General features: G+C 55.5%; 9 protein-coding genes and 1 tRNA gene. 7 read left to right on the forward strand and 3 right to left on the reverse strand.

Annotated features, from left to right (window positions below; genetic code table 11):
• The first annotated feature begins 391 nt into the window (after window positions 1-391).
• From HFP54_RS20330 to HFP54_RS20355, 6 genes are all read left to right on the forward strand, one after another.
• Window positions 392-1,678 (forward strand): L-rhamnose isomerase, encoded by a 1,287-nt coding sequence (locus HFP54_RS20330; protein WP_168566576.1) that lies wholly within the window; start codon window positions 392-394, stop codon window positions 1,676-1,678.
• 42 nt (window positions 1,679-1,720) lie between these two features.
• Window positions 1,721-3,145 carry a purine-cytosine permease family protein gene (locus HFP54_RS20335; RefSeq protein WP_168566577.1) on the forward strand — a complete coding sequence of 475 codons (1,425 nt, stop codon included), beginning with the start codon at window positions 1,721-1,723 and terminating at the stop codon, window positions 3,143-3,145.
• A gap of 18 nt (window positions 3,146-3,163) precedes the next feature.
• A complete protein-coding gene (locus HFP54_RS20340; RefSeq protein ID WP_146416365.1) occupies window positions 3,164-3,361 on the forward strand; it encodes a hypothetical protein in 198 nt (65 codons plus the stop codon).
• 86 nt (window positions 3,362-3,447) lie between these two features.
• Window positions 3,448-6,858 carry a family 78 glycoside hydrolase catalytic domain gene (locus HFP54_RS20345; RefSeq protein WP_168566578.1) on the forward strand — a complete coding sequence of 1,137 codons (3,411 nt, stop codon included), beginning with the start codon at window positions 3,448-3,450 and terminating at the stop codon, window positions 6,856-6,858.
• Window positions 6,859-6,997: 139 nt separating this feature from the next.
• Entirely contained in the window at window positions 6,998-9,466 is a 2,469-nt protein-coding gene (locus tag HFP54_RS20350; protein WP_168566663.1) for a family 78 glycoside hydrolase catalytic domain, read from the forward strand.
• Between the two features lie 175 nt (window positions 9,467-9,641).
• Window positions 9,642-11,036 carry a sulfatase family protein gene (locus HFP54_RS20355; RefSeq protein ID WP_206036316.1) on the forward strand — a complete coding sequence of 465 codons (1,395 nt, stop codon included), beginning with the start codon at window positions 9,642-9,644 and terminating at the stop codon, window positions 11,034-11,036.
• A 78-nt stretch (window positions 11,037-11,114) separates the two neighbouring features.
• Here the strand turns inward: HFP54_RS20355 and HFP54_RS20360 are convergent.
• Window positions 11,115-11,187: transfer RNA gene (locus HFP54_RS20360), tRNA-Ala, on the reverse strand.
• A 393-nt stretch (window positions 11,188-11,580) separates the two neighbouring features.
• Window positions 11,581-13,344, reverse strand: a complete 1,764-nt coding sequence (locus HFP54_RS20365) for a hypothetical protein (RefSeq protein ID WP_168566579.1) — start codon at window positions 13,342-13,344, stop codon at window positions 11,581-11,583.
• 157 nt (window positions 13,345-13,501) lie between these two features.
• Here HFP54_RS20365 and HFP54_RS20370 point away from each other — a divergent pair, with 157 nt between their 5' ends.
• A complete protein-coding gene (locus tag HFP54_RS20370; RefSeq protein WP_390657958.1) occupies window positions 13,502-15,019 on the forward strand; it encodes a sulfatase family protein in 1,518 nt (505 codons plus the stop codon).
• An 85-nt stretch (window positions 15,020-15,104) separates the two neighbouring features.
• Here the strand turns inward: HFP54_RS20370 and HFP54_RS20375 are convergent, their stop codons facing one another.
• On the reverse strand, window positions 15,105-17,051 hold the full coding sequence (locus HFP54_RS20375) for a DUF4914 family protein (RefSeq protein WP_146416369.1): 1,947 nt from the start codon (window positions 17,049-17,051) through the stop codon (window positions 15,105-15,107).
• Between the last annotated feature and the right edge of the window lie 233 nt (window positions 17,052-17,284).

Below are 17,284 nucleotides of genomic sequence, written 5' to 3' on the forward strand. Positions count from 1 at the left end.
TTGCCACACGTTTGCAACCAGCCAACGCGCCGGCCGATTGGAAAATCACATCCGAATGATGCGATCACGACGTGTTCTGTTTTGTTCGTCGACGAGACGATGAAAGCGTTATGCGGATACGTCGGTCGATAAATCTCGATCGCAGGTGCCTGCGTCAAACAAGTCCAGCTTTGAATGCTTCGAGCCATCACCGCTCAGGCGGAAACAACCGCGCACGGGGCCTGAGCTTCCCGTAAACTCGTTTTCTGCACGGATGCCGAACCTACGGACCATGGCACCATCGTGCTATTCGATGGACCGATCGTCAAGGTTTGGGCGGGCAGTGCACCTTAGACTGGCCGCTGAAAGAGGGTGGATTACCGGCCCGCTAATCGGCTGTAAAGGAACCAAAATGACTTCGACCCCAAACTGTGACGCCGCCTTTGAGCTCGCATCGGAGCAATACGCGTCGATCGGCGTGAACGTCAAAGCGGCATTGTCGATGTTGTCCAACATTGCCGTTTCGGTGCATTGCTGGCAGGGTGATGACGTCGTGGGATTTGAAAGTGACGCCCGGGCCTTGGGCGATGGCTTGGCGGTCACGGGTAACTACCCCGGGCGTGCCCGAAACGCCGACGAACTTCGCAGCGATTTGCGGTTGGCCTATTCGCTGATTCCCGGAAAGCACCGGCTGAATCTGCACGCGTTGTACGGCGACTTTGAAACGCCGACAGATCGAGATGAAATTGAGGTCTCGCATTTCCAGGGTTGGATCGACTGGGCCCGTGACCAACAGATCAGCCTGGACTTCAACCCCAGCTTCTTTTCGCACCGCAACGCGTCAGACGGGTTCACTCTGGCTCATTCCGATCCGGGCATCCGCCAGTTCTGGATCGACCACGGAATCGCGTGCCGCAAAATCGCCGCCGCGATGGGTGCGGATCAAGGCAACCCGTGCATCAACAACTTCTGGGTTCCCGACGGCTACAAAGACACACCGGCCAATCGTCGGCAACCTCGTGAACGATTGGCGGATTCGCTGGATGCTGTATTTGCCGAACCCTTGGCGTCCGATTACACGCTGGATGCGGTGGAATGCAAGTTGTTCGGGATCGGCAGTGAGAGCTATGTGGTCGGGTCCCACGAGTTCTACATGGGATACGCGATGTCCCGCGACAAAGTGCTGTGCTTGGACGCCGGTCACTTTCATCCCACCGAAGTGATCTCGGACAAGATTTCGTCGGTGTTGATGTACCTGCCACAGATTCTGTTGCATGTTAGTCGCGGTGTTCGCTGGGACAGCGACCACGTTGTCACTTACACCGACGAACTACAGGCGATCATGCAAGAGATCGTACGCGGCGGATACTTGCAGCGTGTCAACATCGGCTTGGATTTCTTTGATGCCAGTATCAATCGCGTGGCAGCGTGGGTGATCGGTACACGCAATGTCTTGAAGGCATTGCTGGCGGCTCTGCTGGAACCGGTCGACCTGTTGCAGAAGGCCGAAGCCGAAGGCGATTACACGACACGGTTGGCGTTGATGGAAGAACAAAAGACGATGCCGTTGGGTGCCGTCTGGGACTATTACTGCGAATCCACGGGCGTCCCCAGCGGGTCACAGTGGCTGTCCAACGTGCGTCATTACGAAAACAGCATCTTGGCCGATCGCAGCGATATTGCTCCGTCCATCATCTAACGTCATTCCGTTCACGCCCAAATCTATCAGGTCGTCGTTGAAATGAGCGAAGCAGAATCAAATTCAGGCGGAGAATTTGAACGCGAACCAGTGCCGGACTCGGCACTACTGGGCAGCGGGAAATTCTGGGGCATGTATGCCGGCGAACACGCCGCCGGCACCGAATTCATGATTGGGCCGCTATTTCTGGCGGCCGGTGCCAGCCTTTCCGATCTCTTGTTGGGGCTGTTGCTGGGAAACATCCTGGCGGTGCTGACCTGGCGTTTCCTGGTCGTTCCGATTGCGGTCGCCAAGCGTCTAACGCTGTACTATCAATTGGAATGCATCGCCGGCGGGTCGCTGGTCAAGCTATACAACTTGGTCAACGGTCTGCTGTTTTGTTTCCTCGCGGGTGCCATGATCACGGTTTCGGCGTCCGCGGTGGGCGTCCCGTTTGATATCACCTTTGATGTTCCGGAAACCGTTCTCGGTCTCAGCAACACTTCGTTCACGGTCCTGGTTTTCATCGTCGGTGTGGTCATCACGGCAGTTGCGGCAGGTGGTTACGAACGCGTCGCCCGGTTTGCCAATATTGCCGCACCCTGGATGATCGGCGTTTTCGCCGCATGTGGAATTGTCTCACTGGCGCAAATGAATGTGACCAGTATGGAAAAGCTCTCCAGCGGTGAATTCTGGAATGAATCCATTGCGTTCGTGCAAGAAAAGAATGGTCCACAGACGTTTGGCTTTTGGCAGATCGTCGTTTTCGCGTGGCTGTGCAACGGAGCGATGCATTTCGGGATGGCGGATCTTTCCATTTTCCGATTCGCCCGCAGTCGATCATCCGGTTGGGCACCCGCGATTGGGATGTTTCTGGGTCACTACATGGCATGGATCAGTGCCGGATTCTTGTTGGCCGCTTTGATCAAGGTCCAACCGGAATTGGTGTTGAGCGACGATGGCAAAGTTACGGCCAATCCCGGACTACTTGCATACAAGTCGGTAGGCTGGACCGGAATCATCTGTGTCATCATCGCAGGTTGGACAACGGCGAACCCCACGATTTATCGTGCGGGCCTGGCGTTCCAAGGCATGCTTCCGAAAAGCTCACGTACCGCGATGACATTGGTGGCCGGCACAGTGGCAACCGTGGCGGGTGCCTTTCCCAACTTATCCGCCAAACTATTGGATTTTGTTGGGACCTATGGAACCGTGCTGGGCCCCATGGGCGCCGTTATCTTTGTCGACTTTTATCTGATGAAACGCTTTGGTCTGCGGGATCAGTACGCATCAAAAAGCGGCACACAAATCAATATCGCGGTGTTGGTGGCTTGGGTGCTGCCCGTGGTCGTCGGACTGTACCTGATTTTCGTCCAGGGTCTTTTTGCAGCCTACGCCGTGATTCCTTGCTGGGTCGCCTGTGCGATTCTTTACCTGATCTTTAGCAAGGTTCTTCAAAATCCAAATCTCGGCAACGACCACAACTGATCAATTGCGAGCCCTGTCATGAATATTCTTCTAAAGACAATTTCGGCGGTTGCCCTTGGGTTGGTCGTGGTCCCCTGCATGTTGCATTTTGCGGGGATCATTGATCTTCCCACGGTGAAGTGGACAGCATTGGTCGGCACCGTGGTTTGGTTTTTGGTGACCCCGACATGGATGAGTCGTCGATTGCAGGTGGATTCCGCCGAAGTCGAAATCTAAACGACATCCGATCAATCATCGACTGGATGCGTCATCCCTTTCACATTTCCGTTGCTGGTCATTTTGATCAATGACAAGGTAGTCTCATGTGCGCACAACATTGCAAAGCAGCATGGACCGTCGTTTGCTCGGCTCTATGGTTCATCGTGGCAACTCCGTCAGACGTCCGAGCGATTGAACCGACAAATCTTCGCTGCGAGTACCGAAAGGACCCGTTGGGAATCGATCAGGAATCACCAAGGCTATCGTGGATCGTTCAGTCGGATCAGCGGAACCAATCCCAGTCGGCTTATCGAATTCTGGTCGCTTCCACCAAGCAGCATTTGGTCAACGACAAGGGCGACCTTTGGGACAGCGGGAAAGTCGATTCGGATCAAACGCTGTTTGTGACTTACCAGGGCGTCCCTTTAAAGAGCCGTCAGCGGTGCTATTGGAAAGTACGCGTATGGGACGGCGACGGACGTCCCCAAAGCTGGAGTCCCACCGCCAGTTGGTCGATGGGACTGATGAAAGAATCGGATTGGACGGCCAACTATATTAGTGTCCGTGACACGTCACCGGTTTATAGGGACACCGCCCAACTTCATTTGCCACCGGCGCAGCAATACCGCAAAGATTTCCATGCGGAGAAGCGTGTTGTCCGCGCGACCGTTTATGCGACCGCTTTGGGTATTTATGAACTGCACTTGAACGGCGAACGTGTCAGCGATGCCTTCTTTGCACCTGGTTGGACCGACTATCGGAAGCGTGCTTATTACAACACCTATGACGTGACCGACATGTTGCACGCCGGCGACAATGCCATCGGTGCATGGGTGGCCGATGGTTGGTACAGCGGATACGTCGGGTTTGGCCTGCTGACCGGCATGGGAACCGAAAAGACTGGTCGTGCGACCTACGGCAAAACGCCGTCCTTGATGGCCCAATTGGAAATCGAATACGCCGACGGGTCGCGTCAAGTGATCGCCACTGATCCGTCGTGGAAGGTCACCCAAGAAGGTCCCATACGCGAAGCCGATTTGCTGATGGGTGAATATTATGATGCCCGTTTAGAAACACCAAATTGGTCATCGCCTGGCTTCGATGACGAATCATGGCAACCAGCTGTGTTGGCCGAAGACAACGGACACCCGGTCGCCACGTTTTATCAACGTCGCAATCCGACACGCCCGGGGCAGGGCGTGCAGAACCTTGGACAAGACCGCAACCTTGGGTTCCAGCGTCCGAAATTGGAAGCTTTCCCAGGTGTGCCTGTGCGAATCACCGAGAAGGTCCGATCCCAGGCAATTGTTGATCGCGGTTCGGGAACATTCATCATCGATCTGGGGCAAAACTTTGCCGGGACGATTCGGTTGATGGTCAAGGGTTCATCCGGACAGAAGATTCGCATCCGATACGGCGAGATGTTGCATCCCGATGGTCGGTTGATGACCGAAAACTTACGAAAGGCTCGAGCGACCGATTTCTATGTCTGCCGCGGAAATCCCAACGGGGAGACCTATCAACCGAGGTTCACCTTTCATGGGTTCCGCTATGTGGAGTTGTCCGATTTCCCAGGCACGCCCGATCAGGACACCGTGACTGGGCTGGTGATGCACAGCGACACCCCCATGGTCAGTTCGTTTGAATGCAGCGACCCCATGGTGAACCAGCTGTTTAGCAATGTCCTGTGGACGCAAAGATCGAATTTCCTGGATCTGCCCACCGATTGTCCGCAACGAGACGAACGAATGGGCTGGACCGGGGATGCACAGGCCTATGTGGCAACCGCGGCATACAACGCCGACATTGGTGCGTTCTATACGAAATGGCTGCGGGAATTGATGGAATCACAACGGCCCAGTGGTGCCTTCCCCGGATACGCTCCGTTTCCATTTCAACATGGCTGGGACTTCGGAACGGCATGGGCCGATGCCGGCGTCATTTGTCCCTGGACCATCTGGCAGTTCTACGGCGATACCCGCATCATTCATGATTGCTGGGATCCCATGACGAAGTTCATGCAGTGGCGTATGGATACTTGCGTCGATCACCTGGGAATCAACCACGGAAATGCTTGGGGCGATTGGTTGACGCAGGGAGGAACGACACCGCTGGACTATATCGACACCATCTACCTAGCCATTTCATCGAAAATGATGGCAGAGATGGCCACCGCCATTGGTCGTGATGCTCAGCACGATCGCTACATGAAACAGTATCTGGCCACGAAGGCTGCTTTCCAAGCGAAGTATCTCAACGATGACGGCAGCGTCAACGTTAACACCCAAACGGCTCAAGCACTGGCGCTGTATGCCGATCTGATTCCGGACAACCTTCGCGAAAAGACCGGACAACACCTTGCCAAGATGCTTGCCGACAACGGCAACCGAATGTCAACCGGGTTCCTGGGCACGCGCCCCTTGTTACCCGTGTTGTCGTCATCCGGCCAGCACGACTTAGCGACGTTCCTATTGCAGTCCCGTGATTTCCCGTCGTGGGGCTATGAGATCGTCAATGGTGCAACCACGATTTGGGAACGGTGGGACAGCTACACCAAAGAAGATGCATTTGGTCGGCATAATGCAGCAATGAATTCCTTCTCGCATTATGCGTTCGGTGCAGTCTGTGAATGGATGTTTGCAACCCTGGCGGGCATCCAGTCCGACGGGCCCGGGTTCAAGCACATCATCATTCGTCCCGGCCCACCGTCCCCTGGAAGCAACGCGATGCGAGAACCGATCCATTGGGTCAAAGCGTCCTATGATTCGATTCGTGGTCCGATCCGCAGTGAATGGGCTTTGACCGATGGCGAGTTTCAATTGAAGGTCCGGATCCCAGCCAACACAACCGCGACGGTTTATCTTCCGACCAGCGATTCGGACAGCATCACCGAAGGCGGCAAGCCGTTGGGCGATCGCTCGAATGTTTCTCTGATCGACAAGACACCGGACGTTGCGGTTTTATCAATTCCTTCAGGAACCTATGAATTTGCCGCGATTCCGAGCGTCTCATCCGCCGCCACACCCTTGGCCACATCCGAACCAAAAGACTTTTCAGTCAACCCGGATGGCATCGATTTGGCCGGTGCACGAAAGATCGCGTCGTGGGACTTCACGAACGCCCAGTCGTTCGATCAGTGGACCGAACGCAGCAATCTGAAACTGCACCATCGGGATGGAAAAACCATTGTGGCGGCAACGGGCAACGACTCACAGATGGCGGTTCGATTGGCCGCGCCCGCCGAAGGTCAATTGGTGATTCAATTGCGGGCGATGCCCGACAACGGTGCGACCAGTCAGTTCTTCTGGGCTCGTCCCGGCCAAGGTTTTCGTGGCGATCTATCTAGCAAGCGAAAACTGTCCAAGACCGATCGTGTTCAAGACTACCTCTTCGCGATTCCCGGCGACGGTCCAGTTTCCATGATTAGGTTTGATCCCTTTGCCAATTTCGATCCCTATGCCGATGTGGCAGAAATGACGGTCCAGTCCATCACGCTTTTCCAATTGCCTGATTAGAAGTGCCGTCGGCGTGCACCAAAGCTGAAATCACGTTCACCTTCAACACCAATGGGTCGCCGCCAAGGGTACATGCCACACACGGCACCAACCGCTTCGAAAATGCCCCCCCTCCTATGAAAGACATCAAATGACAACGTTGCGATACACGACACTGATCATGGTCACGTGGCTGACGATTGCTGGTTCGGGCGCGCAAGAAGTCGACATTGCATCCATATCAAAACCCAAGGCAGACGCGTCGGGTCCCGAAGTGTTTGCCGATATGGCCGACCGTGGCTACATCCCGCTTTTCAACGGAAAGGACCTGACCGGCTGGAGAAACCCCTATCCGCACGGTGAAGCCAAGGTGGTGGACGGTGAAATCCACTTGCTGGCGGATAAGAAGTTCTTCCTGGTGACCGAACAGAAATATTCGGATTTTCGGCTCAGTGTTGAAATTCACTTGCCCGAAGGTCCCGCCAATTCAGGCGTGATGTTTCGCTGTCATGTGGACGATGAAGCCGCAAAAAAAGTCTACGGCTATCAGGCCGAATGCGACGGTTCCGATCGACGGTGGTCAGGCGGACTTTACGATGAATCTCGACGCGGCTGGGTCTGGCCGAGCACGGCCGGACGTTCCACCGATCAATTCTTGCAACATTCCGATGAATCCAAACAATTCTTTGCGACGCCGCGCGTCCGTGATGCACTGAATCGCAATGGATGGAATCGATACGTCATCACGTGTATGAAGGATCTGATTCGGATCGAAGTCAATGGAGTGGAAACCACTCGGTTCCGTGACACGACGGACGCCAGCGGATACATCGGGATCCAGCACCATGGTGAAAAGGGACAAACCTATCGGTTTCGCAACTTGTTTATCAAACCCTTGCCTGTGATTCCTGGTCTAGACCATGTCAAGCTGACCGAGCAAGAACCCGTCACGATTCGACGTGTCGACGACAAAACCACCCAAATCGATTTTGGAAAAGTCGCCTTTGGAAACATTGTGATGCCGGTTCCAGCGTCCGGTCGTGGCACTGCCAAAGTGCACTTTGGCGAAAAACTGAAGGACGGTTCAATTGATCGTGAACCGCCGGGGACGGTTCGTTACGGAATGACACAGATTCGTCTCGGACAGCAACGAGGAAACTGGATTGTGCCGACCCCGGTGGATGAGCGCAATATTGAACAGGCGGGTTTGATGTACGCGAATCCACCCGCCGTACTGACACCGCCGCAATGGCGATCGGTGATGCCGTTCCGTTGGGTGGAAATCGAAGGTCTGGACGCAGATTTTCCGTACGAACTGATTCGCCGTCGCGCCGCGTATTCGGCGGCTTGGAATGACGACGCAAGTTCATTTCAGTGTTCCAGCGACATCCTGAATCGCATTTGGGGTCTGTGCAAATACAGCATCAAAGCCACGACGTTTGCCGGCGTTTATGTGGACGGAGATCGCGAACGGATCCCTTACGAAGGTGACGCTTACCTGAATCAATTGAGCCACTATACGACGGACGACGACGTCACCATGGCGGCACGCACCTTCGACTGGTTGATGGAAAACGGAACTTGGCCGACCGAATGGGCGCCTCACATGGTCTTCATGGCCCATGCCCATTGGATGCACACGGGGGACACCCAGTGGCTGAAGCATCGCTACGAAGAATTGAAAACCAAGACGCTGATTCACCGCTGTGGCGATGACGGATTGGTTCGCAGCGACGAATTGGATCAAAGTCGGCACGACATCGTGGATTGGCCCAAAAACGAACGTGACGGCTTTGTGTTCACCGAGGTCAACACGGTGGTCAATGCGTTTCACATTCAAGCGCTGAAACAGATGAGCGAGATGGCGAAAGCCGTTGGCAAGGAAGAGGAAGCACAAGCCTTTCAGGCGAGAGCAGAGATGGCCACGGCATCGCTAAATGATCAAGCCTTGAATCAGGAGACCGGTATCTATCGTGATGGTGTCGGTACGGATCATAGCAGTCTGCATGCGAACTTCTTTCCGCTGGCTTTCGGGATTGTTCCCGAGGAAAACCGTCAGAGTGTCACGTCATGGCTGCAGCAACGAGGAATGCAATGCAGCGTCTATGCCGCGCAGTATTTGATGGACGCTTTGTTCGCCAATGGTGGCGATCAGCACGCAATCGATCTGATGACCGCCGACGGGGACCGAAGTTGGAAACACATGATCGACAGCGGCACAACGATCAGTTGGGAAGCCTGGGACATGAAGTACAAACCCAATCAGGATTGGAACCATGCTTGGGGCGCGGCCCCTGCGAACCTGCTGCCGCGTTACGTCTTGGGTGTTCAGCCGAACGTCCCCGGTTGGTCAAACGCTATGATTCGTCCCTGCACCAGCGGTCTGTCGTTCGCCCGTGGCAAAGTCCCCACACCGCTTGGCCCCGTCGAAGTCGACTGGACGAACGATGACGCCTTTCGCATGACAGTGGCGCTGCCACCTGAAATGACGGCGAAATTGAACCTGCCGGGCGGCAAAGACACCACGGGCGTGTTCATCGACGGATCCAAGGTCGATGCGACACGCAGCGGAGAACGATGGATCGTCGGTCAAATGATCCAGGGGACGACCACCGTCGAAGTGCGATAGGGGCGTCGCCGATTCGATCATCTCACCCGCGTCGGATGGCAAAAAGCAGTGATTGTCCGGGTTTGTTCGGAAATGCAACCTTGCCACCCGTCGCGATGACACGTTGAAAGATCACAGCGATTCCGTGTCGGGCTGATCGAAAACTTCTTACGAAACACCATCATCGAATGACATCATGACAATGCGACTTCTGATTGCCACCGTGTGCCCGTTGGTTCTGGTGATTGCATGGCCGGCGTTTGCTGGCGCGGATACGTCCGAACACGGTTCAACTGAATCCGAACCGCTGAATGTGTTGCTGCTGTACGCCGATGATTGGCGTCACGACACGTTGGGCATTGCAGGAAACCCGGTAGTTCAAACACCAACGCTAGACGAACTTTCACGGGAAGGAATCCGGTTCACGCAAAACTGCGTCACGACGTCGATATGCGGTGTCAGTCGTGCGACGCTTTTTACCGGCCAATGGATGTCACGCCACGGCAATCGCTCCTTCAAACCCTGGACGACACCTTGGCAAAAGACCTTCCCCGGATTGCTTCGTGAACATGGATATTTCGTGGGACATGTCGGCAAATGGCACAACGGAAAGATTCCCGCTGACAAATTCGACTTTAGCCGGTCGTATTTTGGAAAACACTGGGTGACGCAGCCCGACGGATCCAAGATTCATGTGACGGAAAAGAACGAGATGGACGCGTTGGAATTTTTGAAAACGCGTCCGACTGATCAACCGTTCTGCTTGACCGTGGCATTCTTTGCGACCCACGCGGAAGATTCCAACCCAAAGCAGTTTCTGCCTCAGCCCGAAAGCATGAGCCTGTATCGGGACGTGACCGTTCCCGTGGCACCCAACGCAACACAAGAGTCGTTCGAACGATTGCCTGACTTCGTGGGCAACGAAAAGAACGAAGGACGCAACCGATGGCACTGGCGATTTGACACGCCCCAGAAATACCAAACGATGATGAAGAACTACTATCGTTTGGCGACCGAGGTCGATGCGACTTGCGGGCGAATCCTGGCAGAGCTTGAAAAGCAGGGGCTCGGCGACAACACACTGGTCATCTTTACCACGGATAATGGCTATTACCATGCCGAACACGGCTTGGCGGATAAGTGGTACCCACACCAAGAAAGCATTCGTGTTCCATTGATCATTCGCGATCCGCGGATGCCCGACAGCATCCGTGGCCAAACCAATGACGCATTTACTCTGAATGTCGACCTGGCCCCGACCATCCTTTCCGCCACAGGCGTCGACGTCCCCGAAACGATGCAGGGCAGGGACGTCAGTTCTCTGTACCTTGCGGACCAAGAATCAGATTGGCGAAGCGAGTTCTTTTACGAACACCCGATGCTACGCAGCAAAGACTTCATTCCGGCATCCGAAGCACTCGTGCGTCGCGACTGGAAATATTTCTATTGGCCCGAATTTGATCACGAACAACTGTTCGATCTACGAAGCGACCCGCGCGAAGAAAACGACTTGGCCGGCGATCCGGAGCACGCGGATACCTTGCGTGATATGCGTGATCGATTTGCCGAATTGAAAGCCGCCGCACGATAGCACCGTTGACGACAGGAACCGAGATGCGACGAAAAAAGCCGCCGATCACACCTGATCAGCGGCTTTTGTTCTTGAAGGTGGAGGATAACGGACTTGAACCGATGACCTCTACAATGCCATTGTAGCGCTCTCCCAACTGAGCTAATCCCCCAGGAGGACCGACGACGGCCGAAAACCGTTGCCAGAAGTGCAGGAAAGTAGCATGAAAATTTGCCGGTCGTCAAGCCCGTACATGGTGATCGACCGGCGAAAAACGCGACCGACGCATGGCGCGGTTCTGATTCAATCCTTCGGCCAACTCGATTCCACCCGTTGTCCCGATTGATCCTGGCGGAGGAGTTGCGGGCCGCACCACCGATCCGTCACCCGCTGGCAGACAGCCACCCCAGAACTGAGCCTCGCTGGACAGCACAGACCCTGCGTTTTGGACGTCCGAGATCCAAGCCCGTCGCAGGCTTTCCACCGGGCAAGGCGGCCTTTGGAGGGCGGTGATCGAGACGCCACGATCGACGTCAGGGCGAAATGGGACAACGGCACCTCGATCTCATTGCGGTGAATTTCGCAGTTCCAGCGGGTTCACAGCGACCGACGGACGGGCGGCTCGGAACTGTTGCAAGACGCCGTCGCTGACCCGGGTCCGCTGAACATCGATCGACCGTAGCGTCGCGATGGATTGTAGGATCCTGAGGACTTCGTCACCGACGCGACTGCCGGTCAACCACGCCGTCTGTAACTTTTTGTGGTTCATCAAATGATCGGCTAAGCGGTCATCAATCTCTGTCCAACTGACGTCCAATTCCGTCAAATCAATAGCGCGACCGATCCACGGCAACGCGGCTTCGTCGACGGCTGTGTTCTCCAAATTCAACTGTAATAGCGACGTCGGGTTGGGGTCCAAGACCGAAAGATCGTCGGACGTCAAAAACACCCCCGATAGATCCAGCCACTGTAAGCCGACTTGCGGAGAAATCGATCGCAAGCCGTCGGAGGTGACTTCGCATCGCGCCAGGCACAATTGTTTCATCGCGCGATCCGTCGGATTGCGCTGTAGATGCGAATCATCGACACGCAGAAAAGATTCCAAGTCGCTTTGGCGGGGCGGCTGGACCTGGGGTTGGTTCGCCCAAGGGATTCGAATCGCATACAGTTTTGCCAAGCGATCCAAGACCCACGCAAACTGATCGTTCGGTGGGTCCATCAACCAATGCGTGTGAAGAATGGCGTGGGCGTACCACGGTGCCAAATCCGATCGCTTTTGAACCTCACGAACCGGCTGTCTCCATAACGATTCCGGATCCAAGTATTCGACGTTGGCCAGAACGCGATAACGTGCGAATTGCAACCGTGGGCTATCCCATCCGCCAAGAGTCGCCGCATGGGAGGAACCTTGAAGTGATTCGACGTATCCGGCGATCCCCTCGACCAACCAAAAATCGCCTTGCGATCCCGGCATGGTGCGTCCCAGACGGGAATCCGTCGCCTCGCGAAACAGTTGATGTGTCAATTCATGACGCCGGGTCGCCGCGTCATCGATGGGATCGACATACAGAAACGTGGTACGACGTCCGTCGGCGTAAAAACCCGTACTGTTTTCGATTCCCGGCACCGCTTTGGATAAAGCACGCTGGTAACGGGTGCGATCGGCAAAGACAACGATCCGCATCCTTGTCGAATCTGTTAGTGTCGTCTGTGTATCGCGAATTCGTTGAACCACATCGGCGACCGTCGGTTCTGTCAGTCCGGCAAACGTCCGAGCAACCTGCGAACGCGATTCCCAAAGCGGGAAAAACAACTGTGTCCAAATCCAGAAGGTGCGTTCCAAATCGGAGGCGATCAATCGCGTGGATGCTTCGTCGGCTTGGCTGTGGATCACGAAATGTGACGATTCGTAAGTCCGATAGGTTCCTCGATCCCAGCCCAGCCACGACGGTGCTCCGCGACCACCGCGGTCACGAAGTTGCGATGGTGATGGTCGACTGATTCCCAGAAATCGTGCAATTGCCGGATCGTCTGGTTCCTGTTGAAACGCCCGGCACAATTGTTGATAGGCTTCCCATGCGTCGATCGCCCGTGGGTTCAAGCAGTGCCGAATCGAAGCGAGGTCGGTTGGTCCCACCGCACGGGGTGGATCAGCCCGCGCGACCGCATCAGCCACTTCGGATGATCCACGGTCGGCTTCGGACCACGGATCCATGCATGTGATACGGTCGGGCCAAGACGCGGTGGCAGAATCAGCGTCGACTGATTCTTGCCCCATTGAATCGTCGACGGACAAGGCCCGGAGCATCAGAACACATGCCAGGATCATCGACGAACCGATCGGTCGCCCCAAGCGCTGGCGGGCACATGCACCGAACCTCTGAAACATGTCCGCCTTCGGCGTAGACTGTTGGGTTGTGATCCCTGACATCCTGTTCCCACTTAACGACCGAGACGAACGTCCCGTGAATACCCGACGCAGATTCATTCTAGTCGCCATCACCTGTTTGGTAGCCCATCTCGCGCTAGACGCGGTTGCCGAGGCAGCCGAAAGAAACGTGATCTTTGTGATCACCGATGATGAAAGCCCGACGCTGGGGTGCTATGGCGATCCCGTTGCCGTGACGCCCGCGATCGATGCGATCGCTGCCGACGGCATGGTCTTTCGCAATGCCTATGCCACCACGGCGTCCTGCAGCGCCAGTCGCAGTGTGGTGATGAGCGGTCTGCACAATCATCGCAACGGCCAGTTCGGTCACCAACATCATTACCATAAGTTTGCGTCATTTCACGACGTCGCCGCGCTGGCGTTGCCACGTGTGATGCAGCGTGCGGGCTATCGTACCGCCCGAATCGGCAAATACCACGTCGCGCCCGAAGCGGTCTATCACTATGAAACGGTGATCCAGGGTAACGGTCGAAACGCAGTGTCGATGGCCGAAGCCAGCGCGGATTTTATCACCGACTCGTCCGATGACCGGCCCTTCTTTCTGTACTTTGCGACCTCGGATCCGCACCGCGGTGGTGGGGTCGATCGATCGTCCCCATTGGATCTGAAACCCAATCTTTTTGGAAACAAGCCGAAGCAAGGGGCATATGAAGGGGTCGAAGAGGTCTTCTTTGATCCGGCCGACGTCGTGGTCCCCAGTTTCCTGCCCGACACACCGGAAACCCGCAGTGAACTTGCACAGTATTACCAGTCCTGTGCACGCATCGACCAAGGAGTGGCACGCCTGGTTCAGATCCTTCGAGACGCCGACCTGTATGACAAGACCCTGATCGCTTTCACCAGTGACCATGGAATGGCATTCGCTGGCGGAAAGACAACGGTGTACGAGGGCGGCCTACGGGTTCCCATGGTCGTCCGGGATCCCTATCAATCGCGTCGCGGCGTTGAATCGGATGCAATGATCAGCCACATCGATATCACACCAACATTGCTGGATTTTGCCGGAGGTCTGGACACGAAAAACAATCGCCCCAAGGACATCATCGATGTCAAAAAGTTCTGGAAAGAACGTGACGAAGCAGAACAAGAAAACCGAAACGGTGGCAAACCATTCGACCACTATCACGGCCGATCGTGGATGCATTGCCTGGCCAATCCAGACGACGCCCACCACGAACAGATCTTTGCCTCGCACACGTTTCACGAGATTCAGATGTACTATCCGATGCGTGTCATTCGCGATGCGAAATACAAACTTATCTGGAACATCGCGCACCCGCTGCCTTATCCCTTTGCGTCGGATCTTTGGGCGGCAAGCAGTTGGCAGGCTCAATGGGCGAAAGGCCCCGATGCCCCGTATGGGACGCGAACCGTCGGCCAGTATGTTCAGCGACCTGAATTTGAATTGTTCGACATCGCCGATGACCCAAACGAATCAAACAATCTGGCTGACAGCCCCGGTCATGCCGACGTTTTGGAGCGGTATCAGGGCAAACTAAAACAGTTGCAAAAACAGTACGACGATCCGTGGATCATGAAGTGGGAATACGAATAATCCTCGCCAAAAACTCCTAACGGGTCCCTGGCGAGGATTCGATGCAAATCGTGATGCGGCCTTCATCCGAAGGCCGCATTTTTTGTCAAACTTTGATCATGTCGTCGTAATCGGACACGCTAGCGCCCTGCAAACAGGCATCGATGATTTCTCGTCCGGTCGCCGACAAATCGGGCGAATTGAAATTCGCCAGTTGCGTCTTGAAGAAGTCGAACAAGATCTCGGCGCCCGCGTCGTAGGCGGCTTCGCCCACTTCGGGTTGCTTCGAAACGTCAAAGAACCAAGTACCGATGATTTGGCCTTCGACCTGCATCGTGTGACGATGCCGACCAAGCAACGGACATCGGGCTTCGACCAATTCGCTATCACGGAACTTGGATGCCCCGCGTCGTGCCAGGTATTCACGGACGGTCCACTGCGGAGCGAATCCGACATCCCAGCAACCGATGTGTTGGTTGGGAATCAGCACGAACATGGTGTCGGTGGTATCGGTGATTTGATCCAACAGGATGTTGGCTTGGTCGACACGACGTCCGGTCGCGAACGGCCAATACGATCCCACGCCTTCGGACTGCATGCCGCCGGTGTCGACGATCGACGGGTTGCCATGGCCACGAGGTGCCACCAATCGCCACAACCAAGCCAGGGCGGGCGGCAAGACATGGAACAGACCCATGATGCCGTAGGTCGGCTTTTCGATGGTGCACGGTGGGCATCGCACACCGAAGGATCGAATATCCACGGTGACCGGTGCGTCGACGATGTTGGGATAGTATTCCCGCGGCATCACGACTCGAGGGTTGGGACAGGGGACGCCGGGTTCGTCTTGGATGTGTTCCCAAATCAGTGCCGTCGAACCGGGAACGGTATCGATGTTCAAGTGAAGGATCGGTCCCGGGGGATGCGTGGTCAACGCTTCCAAGTGCGGGTCGGTGCCGTACCGAGTGATGTGATTCACACGAATGAACCAAGCGGCTTCAGCGTCCACCAACGTCACTTTGCGTGTCCGTTCGTCGGGACCTTTCAGATCCGGGTGACACAGTGCCATGTCATCGGTGACCGGATGCAATTCACACGCACGTGGAATCGTCAGGAACCGCTCATCACCGGTGATCAGGTTGGTGGCCAGTTTCAAACGACCGTCGGATTCGCGGTGCATTTGTTCCAGCATTTCCGACTTACCACCGCCGGACGCACCTTCGTGCATGATGGTTGTGGTGTTGTCATACGGCGTGATGACCTGAACCGTGCTGCAGTGTGCGGTGGTCCAAGGTTGTTCGTCACGTTCGCCCGCGGTCAACAACATCCCATAGACGCCCTTCTTGGCGGACGGGCCGGGATACAAGTTGTACGAAAACAGTTCGTGAAGCGTCGTCGTGTTTCCATCGCTGCCCATATCGTCAAAGCGACGATTGTGGACAACCACTTGCTTGCCTTCGAAATGCGTGTGCCGAAACGGCGGCGCGATGTACAGAATGGCTTTGTGGAAATACTCACTGCCCGCCTTGCGGACCTTTTCCAACGGCACGATACCTTGCAGCATGGCCAAGCCAAGTGCGAAGAAGGCCGCGTTGGTCGGACAGATCGCAACGGCGCGAATGGGGTCGTCTTTGCTGCCGGTTTCGAAAAAGAAACAGGACAACGGCTGGGTTTTCAGCCATTCGAACGTTTCTTGCCGAAGCCCATCAAAAGCTTCACCGAATCGGTCTTCGTAGCGTGGCTTGTCGGTTTCGCGATTGTCACCGATGACCATGCAGTTCGGATCCCGACGTCGCATGTACGGATCCAAATAGTTGGCCGCGATGCCATTTTTGACTTCGCACACCTTGGCTTCGGGAATGAAGCCTTTGCCGGGGATGTCATACCCGACGGTGTAATATCCGGCGGCGTCTCGCTGGTCGACCGGTGCCGCAGCTTCGACTAATTCGGCAACGGAACCGACCAGGGACAGGCGGTTTTCAGCTTCGGCGGCCTCCAAAACACTCATCGCTGATTGCGAGAGGGTTAATTCCGGCAGTTCTTTCAGTGGCATGAATCATCCATCAAGAAAAGAGACGTCGGTCGGTGATTCACCCGATGGATCGTCAGGTGATTCCGGATACTTCGGCCCCTAGGTTATCAAGACCCCAAGTCGAATGGTCCTCCGTCACCGATCGGCAAGTCTTGCGGGAACCGGTCGGCCACAAATATCCATCAAGGCAAAATTCGTTCACCTTGAATCAACGCATTCGCACCAACTGTCGCACGTCAAAACGACCGTCATCT

This window comes from Crateriforma spongiae (assembly GCF_012290005.1).
Taxonomy (GTDB): Bacteria; Planctomycetota; Planctomycetia; order Pirellulales; family Pirellulaceae; genus Crateriforma; species Crateriforma spongiae.

Excerpts from the sequence above, each read along its gene's own strand:
- HFP54_RS20330 (WP_168566576.1), top strand. The coding sequence starts at position 392 with ATGACTTCGACCCCAAACTGTGACGCCGCCTTTGAGCTCGCATCGGAG.
- HFP54_RS20335 (WP_168566577.1), top strand. The coding sequence starts at position 1,721 with ATGAGCGAAGCAGAATCAAATTCAGGCGGAGAATTTGAACGCGAACCA.
- HFP54_RS20340 (WP_146416365.1), top strand. The coding sequence starts at position 3,164 with ATGAATATTCTTCTAAAGACAATTTCGGCGGTTGCCCTTGGGTTGGTC.
- HFP54_RS20345 (WP_168566578.1), top strand. The coding sequence starts at position 3,448 with ATGTGCGCACAACATTGCAAAGCAGCATGGACCGTCGTTTGCTCGGCT.
- HFP54_RS20355 (WP_206036316.1), top strand. The coding sequence starts at position 9,642 with ATGACAATGCGACTTCTGATTGCCACCGTGTGCCCGTTGGTTCTGGTG.
- HFP54_RS20365 (WP_168566579.1), bottom strand. The coding sequence starts at position 13,344 with ATGATCCTGGCATGTGTTCTGATGCTCCGGGCCTTGTCCGTCGACGAT.
- HFP54_RS20375 (WP_146416369.1), bottom strand. The coding sequence starts at position 17,051 with ATGCCACTGAAAGAACTGCCGGAATTAACCCTCTCGCAATCAGCGATG.